At 69.2% G+C, this 17,399-nt stretch carries 14 protein-coding genes and 1 pseudogene; 5 read left to right on the plus strand and 10 right to left on the minus strand.

The window, feature by feature from the left end; genetic code table 11:
• The first annotated feature begins 221 nt into the window (after positions 1 to 221).
• Positions 222 to 572, plus strand: a complete 351-nt coding sequence (locus tag Q0654_RS16785; RefSeq protein ID WP_298856009.1) for a YciI family protein — start codon at positions 222 to 224, stop codon at positions 570 to 572.
• Positions 573 to 766: 194 nt separating this feature from the next.
• Positions 767 to 2,158: a M24 family metallopeptidase gene (locus tag Q0654_RS16790; protein WP_298856010.1), complete on the plus strand. Its 1,392-nt coding sequence runs from the start codon at positions 767 to 769 to the stop codon at positions 2,156 to 2,158.
• A gap of 509 nt (positions 2,159 to 2,667) precedes the next feature.
• On the opposite strand, the gene Q0654_RS16795 is transcribed toward Q0654_RS16790, so the two are convergent.
• The 7 genes from Q0654_RS16795 to Q0654_RS16825 all read right to left on the minus strand — a co-directional run bounded on the left by Q0654_RS16795 (position 2,668) and on the right by Q0654_RS16825 (position 8,272).
• Positions 2,668 to 2,916 carry a hypothetical protein gene (locus Q0654_RS16795; RefSeq protein WP_298856011.1) on the minus strand — a complete coding sequence of 83 codons (249 nt, stop codon included), beginning with the start codon at positions 2,914 to 2,916 and terminating at the stop codon, positions 2,668 to 2,670.
• Positions 2,917 to 3,035: 119 nt separating this feature from the next.
• Entirely contained in the window at positions 3,036 to 3,413 is a 378-nt protein-coding gene (locus Q0654_RS16800) for a GNAT family N-acetyltransferase (RefSeq protein ID WP_298856012.1), read from the minus strand.
• An 11-nt stretch (positions 3,414 to 3,424) separates the two neighbouring features.
• Entirely contained in the window at positions 3,425 to 4,171 is a 747-nt protein-coding gene (locus Q0654_RS16805) for a glycosyltransferase family 25 protein (protein WP_298856013.1), read from the minus strand.
• A gap of 63 nt (positions 4,172 to 4,234) precedes the next feature.
• A complete protein-coding gene (locus Q0654_RS16810) occupies positions 4,235 to 4,822 on the minus strand; it encodes a TlpA family protein disulfide reductase (RefSeq protein WP_298856015.1) in 588 nt (195 codons plus the stop codon).
• Between the two features lie 10 nt (positions 4,823 to 4,832).
• Positions 4,833 to 5,588, minus strand: coding sequence for a hypothetical protein (locus Q0654_RS16815; protein WP_298856017.1), 756 nt, complete (start codon positions 5,586 to 5,588; stop codon positions 4,833 to 4,835).
• Between the two features lie 123 nt (positions 5,589 to 5,711).
• On the minus strand, positions 5,712 to 6,416 hold the full coding sequence (locus Q0654_RS16820) for a hypothetical protein (protein WP_298856019.1): 705 nt from the start codon (positions 6,414 to 6,416) through the stop codon (positions 5,712 to 5,714).
• Between the two features lie 5 nt (positions 6,417 to 6,421).
• Positions 6,422 to 8,272, minus strand: coding sequence for a carbohydrate-binding protein (locus Q0654_RS16825; protein ID WP_298856021.1), 1,851 nt, complete (start codon positions 8,270 to 8,272; stop codon positions 6,422 to 6,424).
• 150 nt (positions 8,273 to 8,422) lie between these two features.
• On the opposite strand from Q0654_RS16825, the gene Q0654_RS16830 reads away from it, so the two are divergent.
• On the plus strand, positions 8,423 to 9,295 hold the full coding sequence (locus Q0654_RS16830) for an AraC family transcriptional regulator (RefSeq protein WP_298856022.1): 873 nt from the start codon (positions 8,423 to 8,425) through the stop codon (positions 9,293 to 9,295).
• Positions 9,296 to 9,301: 6 nt separating this feature from the next.
• Here the strand turns inward: Q0654_RS16830 and Q0654_RS16835 are convergent, their stop codons facing one another.
• From Q0654_RS16835 to Q0654_RS16845, 3 genes and pseudogenes are all read right to left on the minus strand, one after another.
• Positions 9,302 to 10,492, minus strand: coding sequence for an endo-1,4-beta-xylanase (locus Q0654_RS16835; protein ID WP_298856023.1), 1,191 nt, complete (start codon positions 10,490 to 10,492; stop codon positions 9,302 to 9,304).
• Positions 10,493 to 10,547: 55 nt separating this feature from the next.
• Positions 10,548 to 13,097 (minus strand): glycosyl hydrolase 115 family protein, encoded by a 2,550-nt coding sequence (locus Q0654_RS16840; RefSeq protein ID WP_298856116.1) that lies wholly within the window; start codon positions 13,095 to 13,097, stop codon positions 10,548 to 10,550.
• Between the two features lie 258 nt (positions 13,098 to 13,355).
• Positions 13,356 to 14,288 (minus strand): annotated as a pseudogene (locus Q0654_RS16845) (endo-1,4-beta-xylanase); the annotation flags it as partial.
• Between the two features lie 586 nt (positions 14,289 to 14,874).
• On the opposite strand from Q0654_RS16845, the gene Q0654_RS16850 reads away from it, so the two are divergent.
• Together Q0654_RS16850 and Q0654_RS16855 are read left to right on the plus strand one after the other, a co-directional pair.
• Complete coding sequence (locus Q0654_RS16850; protein WP_298856024.1) at positions 14,875 to 16,377, plus strand: MFS transporter; 1,503 nt, start codon at positions 14,875 to 14,877, stop codon at positions 16,375 to 16,377.
• A complete protein-coding gene (locus tag Q0654_RS16855) occupies positions 16,374 to 17,393 on the plus strand; it encodes a glycoside hydrolase family 43 protein (protein ID WP_298856025.1) in 1,020 nt (339 codons plus the stop codon). The genes Q0654_RS16850 and Q0654_RS16855 overlap by 4 nt, the downstream gene beginning before the upstream one ends.
• Positions 17,394 to 17,399 lie beyond the last annotated feature (6 nt).

A 17,399-nucleotide genomic window follows, 5' to 3' on the forward strand; every position in this document is an offset into this window, starting at 1 on the left:
CGCGAAGCCGGCAGGCCAGCGACCGAGGTCTGCATTTCTCCGGCGCGTTGATCCGATCTCGTACGAACCCCGCGCCCGTGGCGCGGAGTTCTGTCTTCCGGGTGGACCAGCGCGGCTCCTGCGAGGTGACGGCAGGGGCCGAGACGCAAAATGTCGAAACCCGCCGCGCTGCTGCGACCATCCCGGCCTGCAGCCCGCAGGTCCTCAAAAGGAATGCCGAGATGAACTACATCCTGCTGATCTATGGCGACGAAGCCGACTGCGCGAGCTGGACCGAGGCCGACTGGCAGGCCTGCTATGCCGCCCACGAGGCCTATGGCAAGGACATGGAGGCCGCCGGCGTGATCCGCGGCGGCGCTGAGCTCAAGCCGGTCGCCACCGCGCGCACCGTGCGCTTCGCCGGGGGCAAGGCCGGTGAACCCATCGACGGGCCTTTCGCCGAGGCCCGCGAAACCCTGGGCGGCTACTACCTGATCGAGGTCGGAAGTCTCGATGAAGCCCTGGCCTGGGCGGCGAAGATGCCCTGCATGCAGGGGGGCGGAGTCGAGGTGCGCGAGCTGGGCATGAGCTGAGCCAGTCACCGACCGGCTGCGCAGCGCGTTCGGCGCAGCCGGGCGGGAGTTCGCGGCGGCCTGCTGCACCCGCCGTCACCCAGGGCTGCACTTGAAGGCCCGCGGGCCTGGCGATCGACCGTGCGCTTTGGCAGGTCGGGCAGCGAGCGGCCTGTGGCAGGCTGGTGGCCTTCATCGTCTGCCGAGGTTCCTGCATGACCACCGTCCGCGCCCCTGTGACTTCCCGCCTGCTGCTGACCGCTGCGCTCTCGGCCGCCCTGGCTGTGGTCGGCAGCGCCAGCGCGCGCGATGCCGAGCCTGCCCAGGGCCGCGTCATCGCCGGTGCGGCTGACTACGGCGTGCTGCCGCCGCGGGCGCGCATCGAGCCCGAAAACCGCATGCTGACCGAGCGCCTGGAGCAGCTGCTGCCGCGACTGATGGCCGAGGCCGATCTGGACATGTGGCTGGTCATCAACCGCGAGTACGCCGAAGATCCGGTGTACTTTTCGCTGGTGCCGCAGCCGAGCTTCGCGGCGCGCCGCACCACCATGCTGGTGTTCCACCGCAAGGCCGACGGCAGCGTCGACAAGCTCAGCGTCAACCGCTATCCGCTGGGCGCGCCCTACGAGTCGGCCTGGGCCGGTGGTGATCTCGCCGAACAGTGGAAGGCGCTGGGCGCGCTGATCGCCGAGCGCGAGCCTGAGCGCATCGGCATCAACGTCTCGCGCGAGTGGCCGGTGGCGGACGGGCTGACGCAGGGCCTCCACGCACAGCTGCTGGACGTGCTGCCGCCGGAGCTGCAGCAGCGCCTGGTGCCGGCCGAGCCCCTGGTGATCCGCTGGTTGGAGACGCGCAGCGCGTCCGAGCTCGCGGTGTATCCGCACATCATGGGCATCGCCCGCGGCGTGATCAGCGAGGCCTTCAGCAGCCGGGTGATCACGCCGGGCGTGACCACGACCGACGACGTCGCCTGGTACATCCGCGAGCGCTTCGAGGCGCTGGGGCTGCCGATCTGGTTCATGCCCTACGTCAACCTGCAGCGCCCGGGCGTGGCCTGCGAGCAGGACAACCCCTTCTGCGGCATCAGCGGGGTGATCCAGCCCGGCGATGTGCTGCACACCGATGTGGGCATCTGCTACCTGAAGCTCTGCACCGACACCCAGGAAATGGCTTACGTGCTGCGCGCGGGCGAAATCGAAGTGCCCGCCGGATTGCAGCAGGCCCTGCGTGTCGGCAACCGCTGGCAGGATCTGTTGACCGCCGAATACCGTACCGGTCGCCCGGGCAACGAAGTGCTGGCGCGCACGCGCGCAGCGGCCGAGAAAGCGGGCATCGTCAGCAGCACCTATACGCACGCACTGGGCATGTTCGGCCACGCGCCGGGCCCGACCATCGGCATGTGGGATAACCAGGGGCCGACGCCGGTGCAGGGCGACTGGCCGCTGTATCCGTCAACGGTGTACGCCATCGAAGGCAACATCAAGGCGCCTGTGCCCGAGTGGGATGGCCAGTGGGTGCAGATCAAGCTGGAGCAGGGCGCGCTGTTCGACGGCGAGCGGGTGACCTATCTCGCCGGTCGGCAGACCCAGTGGCATCTGGTGCGCTGAGGCCGGGAAGCGGGAGCGAGTAGGCGCGCCTGCGGACCACGGTCCGCGCGCCGAGGAGCGCCCGAGCGCTGTGCGCGAGGGCCTGGATTCGCGGAAGCCTTGCGGGGCCTTGAGCCTCTCGCAAGGCCCATAGGGTGGGCCCTGGCCCACCATGGCCTCCGCGCTCGCTGGACCAGTTGTCTTTCGATTGTTGATCCCGGGTTGCCGCGGGTGCATTCGCCTCGCACGCCGCGGTTTTCGGGCCACGCATCGGGTGCGGTGATCCGCGAGCGACCTTGTACCGAAGCGGGTGTGGAGCTCACGGTGGGCCAGGGCCCACCCTATGTCGGGGCGTGGATAGAACCTTCGCCGCGCCCTGCTCCAACGAATCCCGGCCCTCGCGCGCAGTGCTCGGGCGCTCCTCGGCGCGCGGACCCGTGGTCCGCAAGCGCGCCTCCTCGCTCCCGAATCCCGAATCTCGAGTGCGGCATGCGTCGGCCGGGCCGCGCCGGTGCCTGCCGCTGCCGCGATCAGCCCTTCGCTTCGCGCAGCTTGGCGGACAGCGCGTCGAGGCGCGACTTCATCGCGGCGTCAATTTCGTCCGGACGGATGCGGTCGATGATGTTCTTCAGCACGCGCATCTCGTTGGCATCGATGCGGCCATCGCGCTCGGCGATGCCGATCAGCTCGTCCAGCTCGGCGGCATCCAGCCGCCCATCGTTGCCGAAGCAGGACACGGAGCGAAACGTCAGTTCAAGGTAGTCGCGCGACTCGTTCATGCGGTGGCCCAATCAAAAATGGATGGAGGCGGCAGGATGCGTCAGGCGCCGCGCCCGCTCAAGTGTCGAAGGCGCGAAAAGTGCTGATGCAGGACAGGCTGTGCGGCAGCGCATGCGTGCTACAGCCTGAACACCGAGCCCACCCGCGCGCAGCCCAGCTTTTCGTAGTACGCGTCCTCATCCGAAAGCACGAACACGTCCTGGCCGGCATGCGCATCACGCAGGTGCTGCAGCAGGGCGCGGCCATGGCCCCGTCGACGCGCCGCCGGGGCGACGTAGAGCTCGCTGACGTAGACGCCGAAGCCATCGACCAGGGCGCGAAGGTAGCCGCAGACGCGGCCGTCGTTGAAACAGACCAGGGTGAGGGTGTCGCGCAGGGCCGTGCGGAAGCGCGGCAGGCCCTCGGCGCTCATGAACTCCCGCCAGTCGGGCTCGCGCGCGAGCAGGGCGAGCAGCTCCGGCTCGTGCTCGACGCGGTAGGCAAGGATCTCGCGCATCGCGGCGGCGACTAGGCCTGTTCCCGCGCGAGCGCGTTCGCCAGCGTGTAGCGCGTGCGCAGCCAGGCCTTGCGCAGCTTGGTGCCGAGGCGGCGCTCGTCGACCTTGGCGCCGATGCTGCTGTCCTGGCTGGTCTCGTCCAGCTCGATCACGGCAGGCGACACGCCGCGCATCGCCAGGCCCTGCGATTCCCACCAGTAGCGCAGGTCGACGTCCACCGGTCGGCCGAAGGGCAGGCGCGTGGCCAGCAGCTTCTCCGCGCCGCGGCGGCGGATGACATAGCCAGCCGTCAGGCTGGGTACGCGCCGGTAGCGCAGCAGCGTATGCCCCTCGCACAAAGGCGTATCTGTTGCCGCCTTCTCGCGTTTGCCGATCTCGGCGCGGCCGATCAGCTTGACCATGTCCCAGCGCGCGTCACTGGCTGCCAGCGCCGCCAGCACGGCCTTGAAGTCCGGCCGCAGGCGCACGTCGTCCTCCAGCACCACGACGGCTTCATGCGGCGAATCCAGCAGCCAGCGCCAGGCCTTCAGATGACTCGCGTAGCAGCCCTTCTCGCCGTTCACCAGCGGCTTGTGGAATCCACGCGCGTTCAACGCCGGGCTGTACAGCGCGTCTTGCTCGGTCTGCGGCAGCGCCGTCCAGAGCACGCCGGGCAGGCGTTCGCCCTGCAGCCCGTGCCGCGCGAACTCGGCCTGCATGCGTGCGCAGCGCTCGGCGTCGCGGTCGAGGTTGATGAACAGGATCGGCCAGGGCGACATGGGCGGACATCGGCTGCACGGGGGCGGCATGTTCGCATGCGCGCCCCCGCGGCCTCCACGCGCTCAGATCGCGCAGGCTTCCGCGCTGCAGCCGGCCGCATCCGCCGCTGCAGCCTGGTCCTGGGCCGCGACCGCGCTGCCGCCGTCTTCCGCCAGCAGGGCGCCGACAGCGGCACCGAGCGCGATATCTTCCATGCGCCCGAAGTGCTGCAGCCGTCGGCGGCCCGCGCGGTCGATCAGCACCAGCGAGGGCGTGCCGCGCAGGCCGTAGCGCTGCAGGGTGGCGGGCAGCGGGCTGCCGGCCACCGGCGCATCCACCGCCACCGGGAAGTCGATGCGGTACTCGTGCAGGAAGGCGGCCAGCGCCTCCGGGCGCATCGCCGCGTGGTGCTCGAACACACTGTGCAGGCCGAGGGTGACCAGATCCGATCCGGCGAACAGGCGCTGCAGGGTCTGCGCCTGCGGCAGCGCATGGCCGACGCAGCCGGGGCAGAGCATCTGGAAGGCGTGCAGGGCGACCACGCGGCCGCGCAGCGCATCCAGCGCCAGGTCGGTGTCGGCATGGAACCATTGCGCCACCTGCAGCGGCGGCGCGGGCGTGGCGATGGTGGCGGGGATCAGGCCAAGGGGATTCGCGAGGCGGGTGTGCATGAGCGTCTCCTCAACGCTCGATCGCCGCCGGCAGCGACAGATCGCCCGAGCCGGTCTTGAACACGTCGACCACGCACAGCAGCGGCGCGTGCACGCTGGCATTGACCCGCAGCGCGGCGGTGACGCCGTCGAAGCGCAGGCCCTCCAGCGCGCCGAGGTCGTCGAACGGCACCCGCACCTCCAGGCTGTCGCCGGTGAAGACCGGGCTGTAGCCGGGGCTGTCGATCAGGATGGGCAGGCCCGGCCAGGTGCGCGGCAGACGCGGCTTGGCGCCCTCGGGAATGTCGACCACCTTCAGCGCGCCGGGCCCGCAGGCCTCGTCGGGGCTCAACACCACCCAGTGCGAGTGCCAGAGATCGCCGTCGTTGCCGCGATCGCCGTCGCCGTTCTCGTCGAACAGCGGGGTGTCGTCGAAGTCCGGATGCGCGGTGACCGCGAAGGCCAGCAGGCCGGCACCGCGCTCGAAGCCCACCGTGGACGGATCCAGCGTGGTCGGCCAGACGTAGGAGAACACCGTGCTGCCGGCCAGCTGACCGCTGGCGCTGGGGCGGCTCTCGCCGGCGCGCCCGGACACCGCCATGTGGAAGACCGCGACCCGGTCCTCGACATGGATACGGGTGTGGACGATGTCGAAGGCCGGACGCACGGCCTCGGCCGGTTCGGTGGCGAGGCCACCGTGGTGCCTGCCTTCGTGGGCGTGCAGGAAGGAGGGCTGCAGGACCAGGCCCAGCAGGCAGGCTGCGGCAGGGAGAAGGGAGCGAAGCATCGGACACCTCATGCGTGGAAAACGGCGACGGGATGTCGCCGCGGTCCACGCAGTCTGCTGCGCCGATGAAAACCTATAGATACGAAAGATCTCCGTAATGTTACCGTGCGTCCGGAATCGCCCTCAGCTGCCGAAGGGTCGATAGTCCTCGACCGTCGAGTCCAACGGTAGACGCAGCGGCGCCGCATCGCCGTCCGCGAGCTCCAGCAGTCGCAATCCCGAGTCGCTGCCGAGCACGGCCAGATCGCCTGCGATCAGCTGCGCTGGCCACAGGGCGAGCAGGCGCTGCACCGCGCCGCCGCAGAGATCCATGTCCATGGAGGCGGCAAGGCCAGCGCTGGCGACGTATTGCGCACGCGCCAGCCCGGGCGCATGGCCGAGCTGGAAGCGATCAACGCGTCCCCGCCCGTCGGGCCACTCGATGTCCGCCGTCACTGCGGGCAGCGCGCGGTCGATCGCCTGCACTGCACGAGGCAGCAGCGGCGGCAGTGCGTCGGCTGCCGGCGCTGGCACGCGCAGCCGGCCGACGCGGTAGATCCTGGCTTCGCCGGCAAATGCCAGCGAGGGTGCGCTCAGCAGATGGATCGCGTCGCCCAGTACCCAGGTCTCGACTCCGCCCAGGGCGGCGTGCAGACGGAAGTCGCCGCCGCGGCGCGCATCGAGCGTGACCTCGCCCCAGCCCGGAACTGCGAAGCGCGCGCGCAGTGTCGCTGCCTGCCGGGCGCAGCCCGCGAAGCACGGCCAGAGACCCAGGGCGATCAGCAGGCGTCGCCGCACGGCTTGCGGGCCGACGCTGGCTGCGCCAATGGAGCGTGAGGCTGCCGGCATCGGGCTCAGTTCGGCGCGCGCACGCCGTTGCGGCCGCCGGCGCCGTAGTCGACATCGGGGAACAGGCTCAGCTGCCCGTCGACGCGGAAGTAGAAGCCGCTGGTGGGAACGCGTTGGCGCACGGTGATGCCCTGTGCAGGGTCGGGTGCGGCGCGTGCGTTCTGGCCGTAGACGTTGGTGTACAGCACGCCGTTGGCCGAATCGGCGAAGCGCAGGGCCGAGAAATGGTGGCCGAAGTGGCGGCTGCCGCGAAAGAACGAGCGCGGATCGTCCCAGGCCACGGGCGACGGGCTCGCAGCCACCGTAGCCTGGCAAGCGAGCGTCGCTGCCAGCGGGTGGTTCGCCAGGTAGCAGAGCTCGACCGTGCGGCTGATCCGTGCCGGCGTGCCGGGGTCATACAGCCGCGCCGGGTTGTGCACGGCCGCGTACAGGTCGCCACCGAGCAGGCTGCTCAGCCAGAACTCGACGGTGCGCGCACCCACATGCTGGGCCTGATCGCCGGCTGCGCCCCGCAGGAAACAGTCGCGCGTGGGAATGGCGCGATGGATGCCGCCCATCGGCTGATTGCCCGGCTGCGGCGCCAGCGCCGGCACGATCTGCTGGCCACAGCCCGGGGCCTCGGCCTCCTTGAAGCTGCCGGCGGCGCCGAACAGCGCGAAGTGGCGGACATCGAAGGGCTGCTGGCCTTCGCACTGTCCGGACACGAACACTTCGTGGGCGGTGTTGACCAGCGCATCGGGCGAATGCGTGCCCATGTGCAGTTTGACCACCACGTCGCAGCGCTCGCCGCGTCCATCGCTGGCGCGGTACATCTGCCAGTTGTTCGCCACCAGCACCTTGTGGCCGACGTGGTCCTCGCGCCGCTGCTGCGCCGGGTTGCCCGGCGCATGCTGCTCGGCGACATAGCCGAACGGCGGCAGCCCGCCGATCGCGAAGGCTTCGGACCCGCGCGGGTCGTCGCCGTGCTCGTGGCCGTAGCTGCAGTAGCGGCCGCTGTCGGGATCGAAGTCGACCGGCGGGTGCCAGGTCGGGTAGACCTTGCCGTCGGCGCCGGCCACCCAATAGCTGTCGTGCATCCACTGCGGGCACTCCCAGCTCCGGCCCGGTGACCACGCGCCAAAACTGTGTGCGCGCGGCTGCGCTGCCGGCGGCAGCTGGTCGCGGCTGCGCACCGGCTGTCCGGCCTGTGGCAGCACCGGTGCCGGGGCGTTCTGCATGGCCTGCGATTGGCGCTTCTGCAGGGTGTCGATCGCCTGCAGCGTGCCGCTGGCGTAGTAGCCGAACCAGTTGAAGCGCAGGCTGGCTGGCGCCTGCAGGAAGCGGAATGCCAGAGGCTGGCGGCCGCGGGCCAGCGTCGGATCGAGCGCGCAGCCAACCGTTCGATAGCTTTCGGCGCCACCCGTCGGCGCCAGCGCGCAGCGGCCCAGCAGGCTACCTTCGGCGCTGCCCGCGCGGACCTCCACGCGCGCACCGGAAGTACTTCCCTGCGGCAGCGAGATGCGCAGCATCAGCGAATCCACGCCGTCGCCGAGGTCAAGGTCGGCGTAGCGCACTTCGTTGGCCGCCAGCGGACTGCCGAGCTCCTGGCTCTGCTCGACATGGTCGACGCCAAAGATCGATTCGCTGGTTTCCCAGTAGCTGCCCCAGACGGTCGACAGCCCGCTGCGCTGGCTGAAGTGGAGGGCGTCCACCACATGCAGGACGGGCCAGGGCGCGACTGCTGTGGCCGGTACCACACGCACGGGGCCGGGTTCGAAGCCGTCATCGAAGAGCTGCTGTGCGCCCGCCGTGGCGCTGCTGGCGAGGCCGAGCCACAGGCCGGCCAGCCGATGTCCGGCGCGGGTGCTCCGTCGCATGGGTGCGTCTCCCTGGTCAGAACGAAAGCCACCGGGCAGATGCCGTGGACTGCGGACCCGGTGCGCCAGCGAAAGAGTGGGGCCGGGCTGGCGGCAAGAGGGGGCAGATCATCCACACTTTGTTGCAATCAGTCTGGATAGCCTCGCTCCATGTCCTCCGCTCGCGCCTTGCCGCCCGTCGACCGTCTGTCCGCCCTGCTGGAGCGCTTCCGCGTGCGCGCCCGCCTGTTCCATGAAGGTGCGCTGTGCGGGCTGTCCAGCTTTGAGCCCGAACCCGGGCGCGGCTTCCTGCACGTACTGCGGGCCGGTGCGCTGGAGGTGCTGCATGCGCGCGGCAGCGGTGCGCCGGCGCGACTGCGGGTCGAGCAGCCCAGCCTGCTGTTCTACCCGCGGCCGCTCGCGCATCGCTTCGCCACACCCGCAGAAGGCAGCGACTTCGTCTGCGCCGAGCTGGCGTTCGAGGGCGGCGAGGCGCATCCGCTGGTGCGGGCGCTGCCGCCCTTCCTGTGCTTGCCGCTGCAGCGCGTCGATGGCCTGCAGGACAGCCTGGCCCTGCTGTTCAGGGAAACCGAGCAGGTCCGCTGCGGACACCGCCTGCTGGCGGATCGCCTGTTCGAGGTCGTGCTGCTGCAGCTGCTGCGCTGGCTGATCGATCACGGCGGAATCCAGGTGGGCCTGCTCGCGGGTCTCGCCGATCCACGGCTGGCGCGCGCGCTGACCGCAATCCACGAGCAGCCGGGCGCGGCCTGGAATCTGGAGCGTCTGGCCGCCGCCGCCGAGCTGTCGCGCAGCGCATTCGCCGAGCGCTTCCACCGCGTGACCGGGCAGACCCCGGCCGACTACCTCGCGCGCTGGCGCATCGCGCTGGCCTGCCGAGGACTGCGTGAGGGGCGGCCGCTGGGCCTGCTTGCCGACGAACTGGGCTATGCCAGCCACAGCTCGCTGTCGCGGGTGTTCCGGCAGATCATGGGCATGTCGCCGCGGACCTGGCTGCAGCAGTCGGCTTCGGATCCGACGGGGTGAGCGGGCTCAAGGCGGCAGCCGCGCGCCTGCGGCCTGCAGCACGGCCGACAGCGCGGGCTTCGGCTGCCGCTTCCGATCGAATAGCAGCGGGTAGTTGCGGCGATTCGGGATCGGGTAGTCGTTCTTCCAGGACATGCCATCGTGCACGCCCCACAGGGTGACCCGATCGATCGCGTCGACGTGCCGCAGGAACAGCGCGAACAGCTCGGCATAGCGATCCGCGAGCTGTTGTTCGACCTCGGGTGGCAGCCCCTGCGGCCAAGGGTCGAGATAGCGCTTGAACTCGGGCAGCTGGAACTGCGGGTGCTGCAGGACAGTGCCGATGACCTGGCCTTCGCGGGTCAGCGGCAGCACGTCGATATCGAGTTCGGTGATCATCACCTTGAGGCCGAGCGCGTCAAAGGCTTCGATCGAGGCTTCGATCTCTTCGAGCGGCGGGTAGTTGAGGCCCCAGTGGCCCTGCATGCCGATGCCGTCGATACGCAGACCGGCGTCCTGCAGCATCTTCGCCATGCGCACGATGCCGGCGCGCTTCTCGGGTCGCCAGGTGTTGAAGTCGTTGTAGTAGAGCTCGGCCTCGGGCGCAGCCTCGGCGGCGGCGGCAAAGGCCAGCCGCACCAGGGTGTCGCCATCACCGATCGCCTCGACCCAGCGGGTCCGGCGATAGCTGCCATCCTCGGCGATGACTTCGTTCACCACATCCCAGGCCTGCACGCGCCCGGCGTAGCGGCCGGCGACGGTGGCGATGTAGTCCTGCAGCTGGCCGATCACCTGCGCCCGCGGCAAAGGCAGACCCTCCGAACTCTCGAAGAACCAGGCTGGCGTCTGGTTGTGCCAGACCAGGGTGTGGCCGACCAGGAACATTCCGTGCGCATCGCCGAACTCGACGAAGGCGTCGGCCGCGGCGAAGTCGAATTCGCCGGGCCGCGGCTGCAGCACTTCGGCCTTCATCACGTTCTCGGCGGTCAGCGCGTTGAAGTGCTCAAGCATGAGGGCACGCGAATGCGGATCCTCGCCGGCGACGATCGCGTGATTGACCGCAACGCCGAGCTTGAAGGCTCCGGCATAGGCCTCTCGCAGCGTCGGCGCGGAGATCGACTCCGAGGTCGCCCGAGCCTCGGCATGCGTGAGCAGCGGCACGCACAGGCAGGCTGCAAGCAGCGCCGCGCGCACTGCAATCCAAACCCTTGGATTCATGGCTGCACTCCACGCGCATCAAGACGCTCCAGCACTTCCCACGCTGCTGGCCTGCTCATAGACGCGGGCTCTCGACCGGGCCGAGGCAGCTCGCAGGCGGCGCGCCGCGCCACAGCTCGATGCGCTGGAACACCAGGCCGGCATCGACCCGCCACAGCTTCAGCATCTGCGGCCCCGCCTTGACCCGGTGCCGGCTCCGGCCGACGTAGACGTTGTCGGCGACGGCCTGCTCCCAGGCCAGGTAGTGCGGATGGCCGGGGCTGGGTTCGAGCTGCAGGCGTACGATCTGCGGCGGCTCGTCGCCGATCGACACCGCATAGCGCAGGCCGCCGCTGCCCTGCAGGTCGAGCGTGGGCGACAGATGCACTCGAACGTCGACCTCGCCCTCGGCATGCAGATGCACTGCGTACTCCAGTCGCGCGCTGTCGCCGCCGGGCTGTACGGCGGCGGCGTTCGGCGGCACGGTCGTGACGCCGGCGTGGGTGCGGCCGAGGTTCGGGATCACCTCCCAGGCCATCCCCGCAGGGGCTGTCGCGCGGTCGAAGTGGGCGGCTTCGATGACGACATGGCCATCGCCTTCGATGAATCCGCGCGCTTCATCGATTCCGCTCGGCACCTGCACCGGAACCTCGATCGTGACCGCGGTCAGCTCGTCGCCGCGCACGACCATCTGGCCACGGTGCTCGCCGGGCGGCAGCTGGGCGAAGTCGACCTCGACGCTCAGGGCCACCACATCCTCGATCGCCCCCGCTTCGGGATGGATGCGCAGCCAGGGCTGCGAACTCGACGTGGTATAGCGCAGCGCCTGCGCGCCGCGGTTGAAGGCCTCGACGCGGCGCGTGCGCGCCGTGAACGGATCGAGCGCCGGCAGCACGGCGCGGCGCGCCGGCTGCGGCCAGCCACGCGGATCGCCCTCGACCTGCACGCCCAGGGTGCCCGACGCGCGCACATCGACCGTCGCCAGCGCCGGCAGCACGTTGCGTTCGGGCTGCTGCCAGTGGGTGTAGCCGATGCGCGCCTGCGACATCATGCCGGTCCATTTGCCCTCGGCGATGTCCTGCTCGTACACGCGCGCGAGTTCGGCATCGCGGGCGAACAGACGTCGTGCTTCTTCCGCCCAGGCATTGGCCGAGGCGCGACCCTGGGCGGCATACAGCCGGTTGCGCGCCACCGCCGCATACAGCCGATGCAGGTTGTCGAGGGCCAGCACCGGGTACTCGACGAGCTGATACCAGGCGGCGCGCTGCGAGGGCGCCAACTTGGAAGCGATGCGCTGCGTCTGAGCGACCAGATCGGCCCATTCGCCAAGCACCCGCTCGGACTCGTTGAAGTGCAGGAGGCTGTAGGTGTCGGCATCCAGCAGCTCGGGTTTGCGGCGCGCGCTGTACTGTCCGTAGCGGCTCAGGATCTCGCCGATCTCCTCCGCATGCTCGGGCCCGAACTGCTCAGCCGCCCAGCGCGCCGGATAGCTCCGCAGCGCCTGCAGATCCATGCGCTCCGGCGCCCAGGCCTGGTCGAGGAAGACGCTGATCGGCAGCTCCATCGGCTTGATGTCGCCGACGTTGACGATCCACAGCCGGTCCACGCCATGGCTCCAGGCCAGGCGCATCTGCTCCCAGCTGCGCTCGATCTGATTGGTGTTGAGCCACTTGTAGTTGCGCGGGTCGCCGACGTAGTCGAAGTGGTAGTAGACCCCGTAACCACCGGCGCGGGTCGAGCCCGGTGTCGGCAGGCGCCGGATGTTGCCCCAGTTGTCGTCGGCGAACAGCAGGGTGACGTCATCCGGCACCCGCATGCCGGCGTCGTAATAGTCCTGAACTTCCTTGTAGAGGGCCCAGACCTGCGGCGTGTGCTCGGGCGCACGGCCGCTGACCTCGGCGATGATCTTGCGCTGGTCGGCGACGATGCGTTCCAGCAGGTCGGTGGCGGTGTGATCGCTCATGGCTTCGTCGCCATCGCCGCGCATGCCTAGCGTGACCACCGCCTCCCGCCCCTGCAGGCGCTCGATACCCTCGCGCCAGAAGCCGCGCAGGCGCTCGTCATTGCGCGTGTAGTCCCATGGGCCCTGGCCATAGCGGGCCCATTCGACGTGCGCGCGCATCATCGGCTCATGGTGCGAGGTGCCGATGACCACGCCCATCGCCTCGGCGAGCGCGGCGTTCTGCGGGTCGTCATCGTAAAAGGCGCGGCCCCACATCGCCGGCCACAGATAGTTGCCCTTGAGCCGCAGGATCAGCTCGAACACGCGCTCGTAGAAGCGATGGTTGCTGCCGCCGTAGGTGGCGCGCGTCCATTCGCCCAGCGCGGGCTCCTCGTCATTGATGAAGATGCCGCGGTAGCGCACGGCCGGTGCATCGAGCAGGCGGCCCGGGCTCACCCAGGCCTGTGCACGCTGAGGAACCGGCACGTCGGCCCAGAACGTCCAGGGCGATACACCCAGCCTGCGCACCAGCTCGTACAGACCGAACACGGTGCCGCGCCGATCCGCACCGACGATGACCAGGGCGCGCTCGATGCCGTCCTCGGGTTGGTAGACCACCTGCAGCGAATAGGCTTCCCAGCGTCCCGCCAGGTCGTCCACTTCGAGCTTGCCGGCGGCCACCATGCGATCGATGCGCGGGCTCTGCCCCAGGGTGCCGGCGATGATCGCGTGCGGTGAGTCGGCGAGCGGTTCAGCGCCGGCCAGCGCCTGCAGATCCCTGCGCACCGCCGCCCCCGCGCGCTGCACGGCTTCAACATCTTCGGCGTCGATCAGCAGCGGCAAGGGGCGGCCGTTCTCGATCAGAGCGAGTGCGCCGGTGATGGGGCGATCGAGCACGCTGGCGGGCGCGGGGCAGGGCTCGGGTTTGGCCTGCACCCTGCCGGCCACGTAATCGCGCAGCCAGCGCAGGGCAGGGCGCTCACGGCCGCCTTCATCGATCAGATAAGCCCGCTGTTCCTGTCGCCACAGACCGGGCCGGAAGCCCCACAGGGTGATGCCGGCCACGGAGGGGTGTTCCCAGAACAGCGGGAAGATCCGCTGGTAGTGCGCCAGCTGGTCGGCATCGGTGTGGCCGTCGATGTCGAGCTCGGTCACGTACAGCGGCAGGCCGCTTGCGCCCAGCAGATCGAGCGCGGCGCGGTGCACCTCGACCGGCGTCTCGCAGCTGGTCGAAAAGGCATGGCCCTGCACGCCGACCGCGTCGATCAGCCCGCGCGCCTGCAGCAGATCGACGATCTCCCGATAGCGTCGGGTGTTGTCGGGGCTGTTGGTGATGCTGTAGTCGTTCAACAGCAGCTGCGCACGCGGGAAGTGCTGGCGTGCGAGCCGGAAGCTCTCGATGATCCAGTCCCAGCCGGTCTCGCCGGCGCCGCCGAGGGCTTCGCAGTAGTTGCCGCCGTCGACGTCATCGCTGCAGGGCGGGTCGTGCAGGGGTTCGTTCACCACCTCGACGATCTCGATGTCGGGGTAGCGCTCGGCGACCGCAGCGAACCACTGCTCGATCTCGGCACGCTGTTCGTCGCCCGGCAGATGACGGATCCACTCCGGCTGCTGGTTGCCCCAGACCAGCACGTGGAACTGGAAGGGCATGCCGTGCTGGCGTGCATACCGGTAGGCCTCGTCCAGCGCCGTCCAGTCCATGACGTCGCGCACGGCCTCGACTTCACCCCATTTGCCGGCATTCTCGGGGCTGAGCTTGTTCCAGTACTGCGCGAAGCCCTCGCGCTGGGGCGGGCTGAATGCGGCGCCCAGAAACTTCGCCTGATCCTGGGCCAGAGGCTGTGCATCGGCGATTCCCGGCGGCAGCGCCAGCAGCCACAGGCCAAGGAACAATCGGGCCAGCAGGCGGATGTCAGGGCTTGAAGGCAGGCTCATCGGTGGCTCCCGTGCCAAGGCGGGCCCGCTGCGTCAACGGGACCCAGCGCGCGGTCTAGGCCCGCGACGGCGAGCCGACCCCAGCGCTCCGTGGCCGCTTGCTGTCTGCGGGTTGCAGGTTCGGACGGACACCTGCAGGCAGTCGCTCGCTGACCCACGTGGCCGCCTGAAGGTCCGCACGATGCTAGCGCTACCATTAGCACAGTAACGGCCATTTTCCATGTTGCTGCGCAGCGTGCGCCGCGGGAATGGTAGCGCTACCTTTGGCCCGTGACTTTAGTGAGCGCCCCTCCGCTCCCCGTCCGTGAGTGGGCCTGCACAGCGCTTTCGTACAGGCCTCACTCGCGGTTTTTTTGATGGCTCGGCGATGATCGGTCTGGCCTCGCGCCGGGCAGCCTGCGGCCAGCGTGTCGGTGGGGCAGGTTGGTGGGGGCCGTGCTGCGGGGGGCCTTGGGCCTGACGCAGAGCGCCGACTCGCTCCGGCCCATCGCCACAGCTGCCGCACGCAAGGGGAGAACGGATCCACATGCAGACCCACCCGGCGACCGAACCGCTCAGCGTCCGCGAGAAGCTGGGGTACAGCCTGGGCGACCTGGCGGCCAACCTGATCTTCCAGACCCTGGTGACCTTCCTCGCCTTCTTCTACACCGACGTCTACCGGATACCCGCTTCGACGGCGGCCAGCATCATCTTCTTCGTCGGTCTGCTGGGCGCGTTCGTGTTCACCCCGATGGTAGGCCTGCTGGCCGATCGCACGCGCTCGCGCTGGGGCAAGTTCCGGCCCTGGATCCTGTGGACGGCAGTGCCGTTCGGCGTGCTGTCCCTGCTCGCCTTCAGCACGCCCGATTTCGATGAGACCGGCAAGGTCATCTACGCGCTCAGCACCTACACCCTGCTGGTGCTGGTCTATGCCGCGAACAACCTGCCCTACTCGGCGCTGTCGGGCGTTCTCACCGGCAGCATGAGCGATCGCAACAGCCTGTCGTCCTACCGCTTCGTGGCGGTGATGATTGCCCAGTTCGTGATCCAGGTGCTGCTGCTGCCGCTGGTGCTGATCCTTGGCGACGGCGATCGGGTGGAAGGCTTCCAGAAGGTCATGGCGATCTTCGCCGTGGTCGGCACCGTGTTCTTCCTGCTCACCTTTCTGCTGACCCGCGAGCGCGTGCTGCCGCCGCCGGAGCAGGCCTCCAGCGTGCGCGAAGATCTTGGTGATCTGCTGCGCAACCAGCCGTGGATGATCATGCTGCTGCTGACCGTGCTGGTGTTCATCACCCTGGCACTGAAGGGCGGCACCTACGTCTACTACTTCCAGTACTACCTGGATGCCGCAGCACAGGCGTGCTTTCTGGAGTCGATCGGCTTCAATGCGGTGATTGCGGGCCTGAACAGCCTGCTGATCGACCTCGGCCTGGTCGGCTTCCAGTGGCCCGAAGACTCGGCGACCTCGGCCTTCAGTCTGTTCAATGCCGGCGGCATCCTCTGCATGATCATCGGCATCGGCTTCTCGCGTCGGCTGGCCGACCGCTTCGGCAAGCGCAACGTGTTTGGCGCGGCGCTGTTCGTGTCGACCCTGTTCCTGCTGGTGTTCGTGGCGTTTCCGCCCGACGCGATCGCCCTGGTCTTCGTCTCGCACATCCTGCACGGTTTCTTCTACGGCATCACGATACCGCTGCTGTGGGCGATGATCGCGGATGTCGCCGACTACTCCGAGTGGCGCAACGGTCGCCGCGCCACCGGCATCATCTTCTCGGCGATGCTGTGCGGCCTCAAGGTGGGCCTGAGCGTCGGCGGCGCCCTGGTCGCGGCGATCCTCGCCACCTACGGCTATGAAGCAGGGGCGGCCGAGCAGTCCGAGCAGACCGTCGACGGCATCCGCCTTGCGGTCAGCGTGCTGGCGTCAACGCCCTTCCTGATCTGCGTGGGCCTGCTCTACTTCTACAAGATCGACAAGACCCTGGAATCACGGATCGAGCGTGAGCTGGTCGAGCAGCGAACGGCCCGCGAATCGCTGGCGCAGGGGGCCGCGTGAGCACGAATCCGACCGGCCGACCGCCTGCAGACCTGATCGCTAAGGCCATCTCGGCACCGCTGGTGCGCCATGTCTACACGGCGGACCCGTCGGCGCATGTGTTCGAAGGACGCGTCTACATCTATCCCTCGCACGACATCGAGGCGGGCGTGCCCGCCAATGATCTCGGCGACCAGTACGCGATGGAGGACTACCACGTCTTCCGCCAGGACTCGCCCGACAGCGAGGCGGTGGACTGCGGCTGCGTACTGCATGTGCGCGATGTGCCCTGGGCGGATCGGCAGATGTGGGCGCCGGATGCCGCCGAGCGTGACGGCCGCTACTACCTGTACTTCCCGGCCAAGCGCGCCGATGGCCTGTTCCAGATCGGCGTCGCCTGCAGCGATCGCCCGGAAGGGCCCTTCATCGCCGAGCCCGAGCCGATCCGCGGCAGCTATTCGATCGACCCGGCGGTATTCCGCGATGTCGACGACGCGCACTACATGGTCTTCGGCGGCGTCTGGGGCGGTCAGCTGCAGCAGTACCGCGACAACCAGCACTCGCCCCTGCATGCTGAACCCATGGGCGCAGCGGCGGCCCTGGGGCCGCGGATCGCGCGTCTGACTGAGGACATGCTGCAGTTCGCGGAAGCGCCGCGCGAGCTGCGGATCCTCGATGCCGACGGCCGGGCACTGCGCGCCGATGACCACGCGCGCCGCTATTTCGAAGGGCCGTGGATGCATCGCCACGGCGGCCGGTACTACCTGTCCTACTCGACCGGCAACACCCACACCCTCTGCTATGCCATCGGCGATTCACCCTACGGCCCCTTCACTTGGCAGGGCGTGCTGATGACGCCGGTGCTGGGCTGGACGACGCATCACTCAATCGTCGAGTTCGAGGGCCGCTGGTGGCTGTACTACCACGATGCTTCGCTGTCGGAGGGCGTGGATCACCTGCGGTGCATCAAGTGCACCGAGCTCGAGCATCTCCCCGACGGCCGCATCCGCACGGTGCACCCGTATGGCCCGGGCTGAGCCGGC

This window comes from uncultured Aquimonas sp. (assembly GCF_937888285.1).
Taxonomy (GTDB): domain Bacteria; phylum Pseudomonadota; class Gammaproteobacteria; order Xanthomonadales; family Xanthomonadaceae; genus Aquimonas.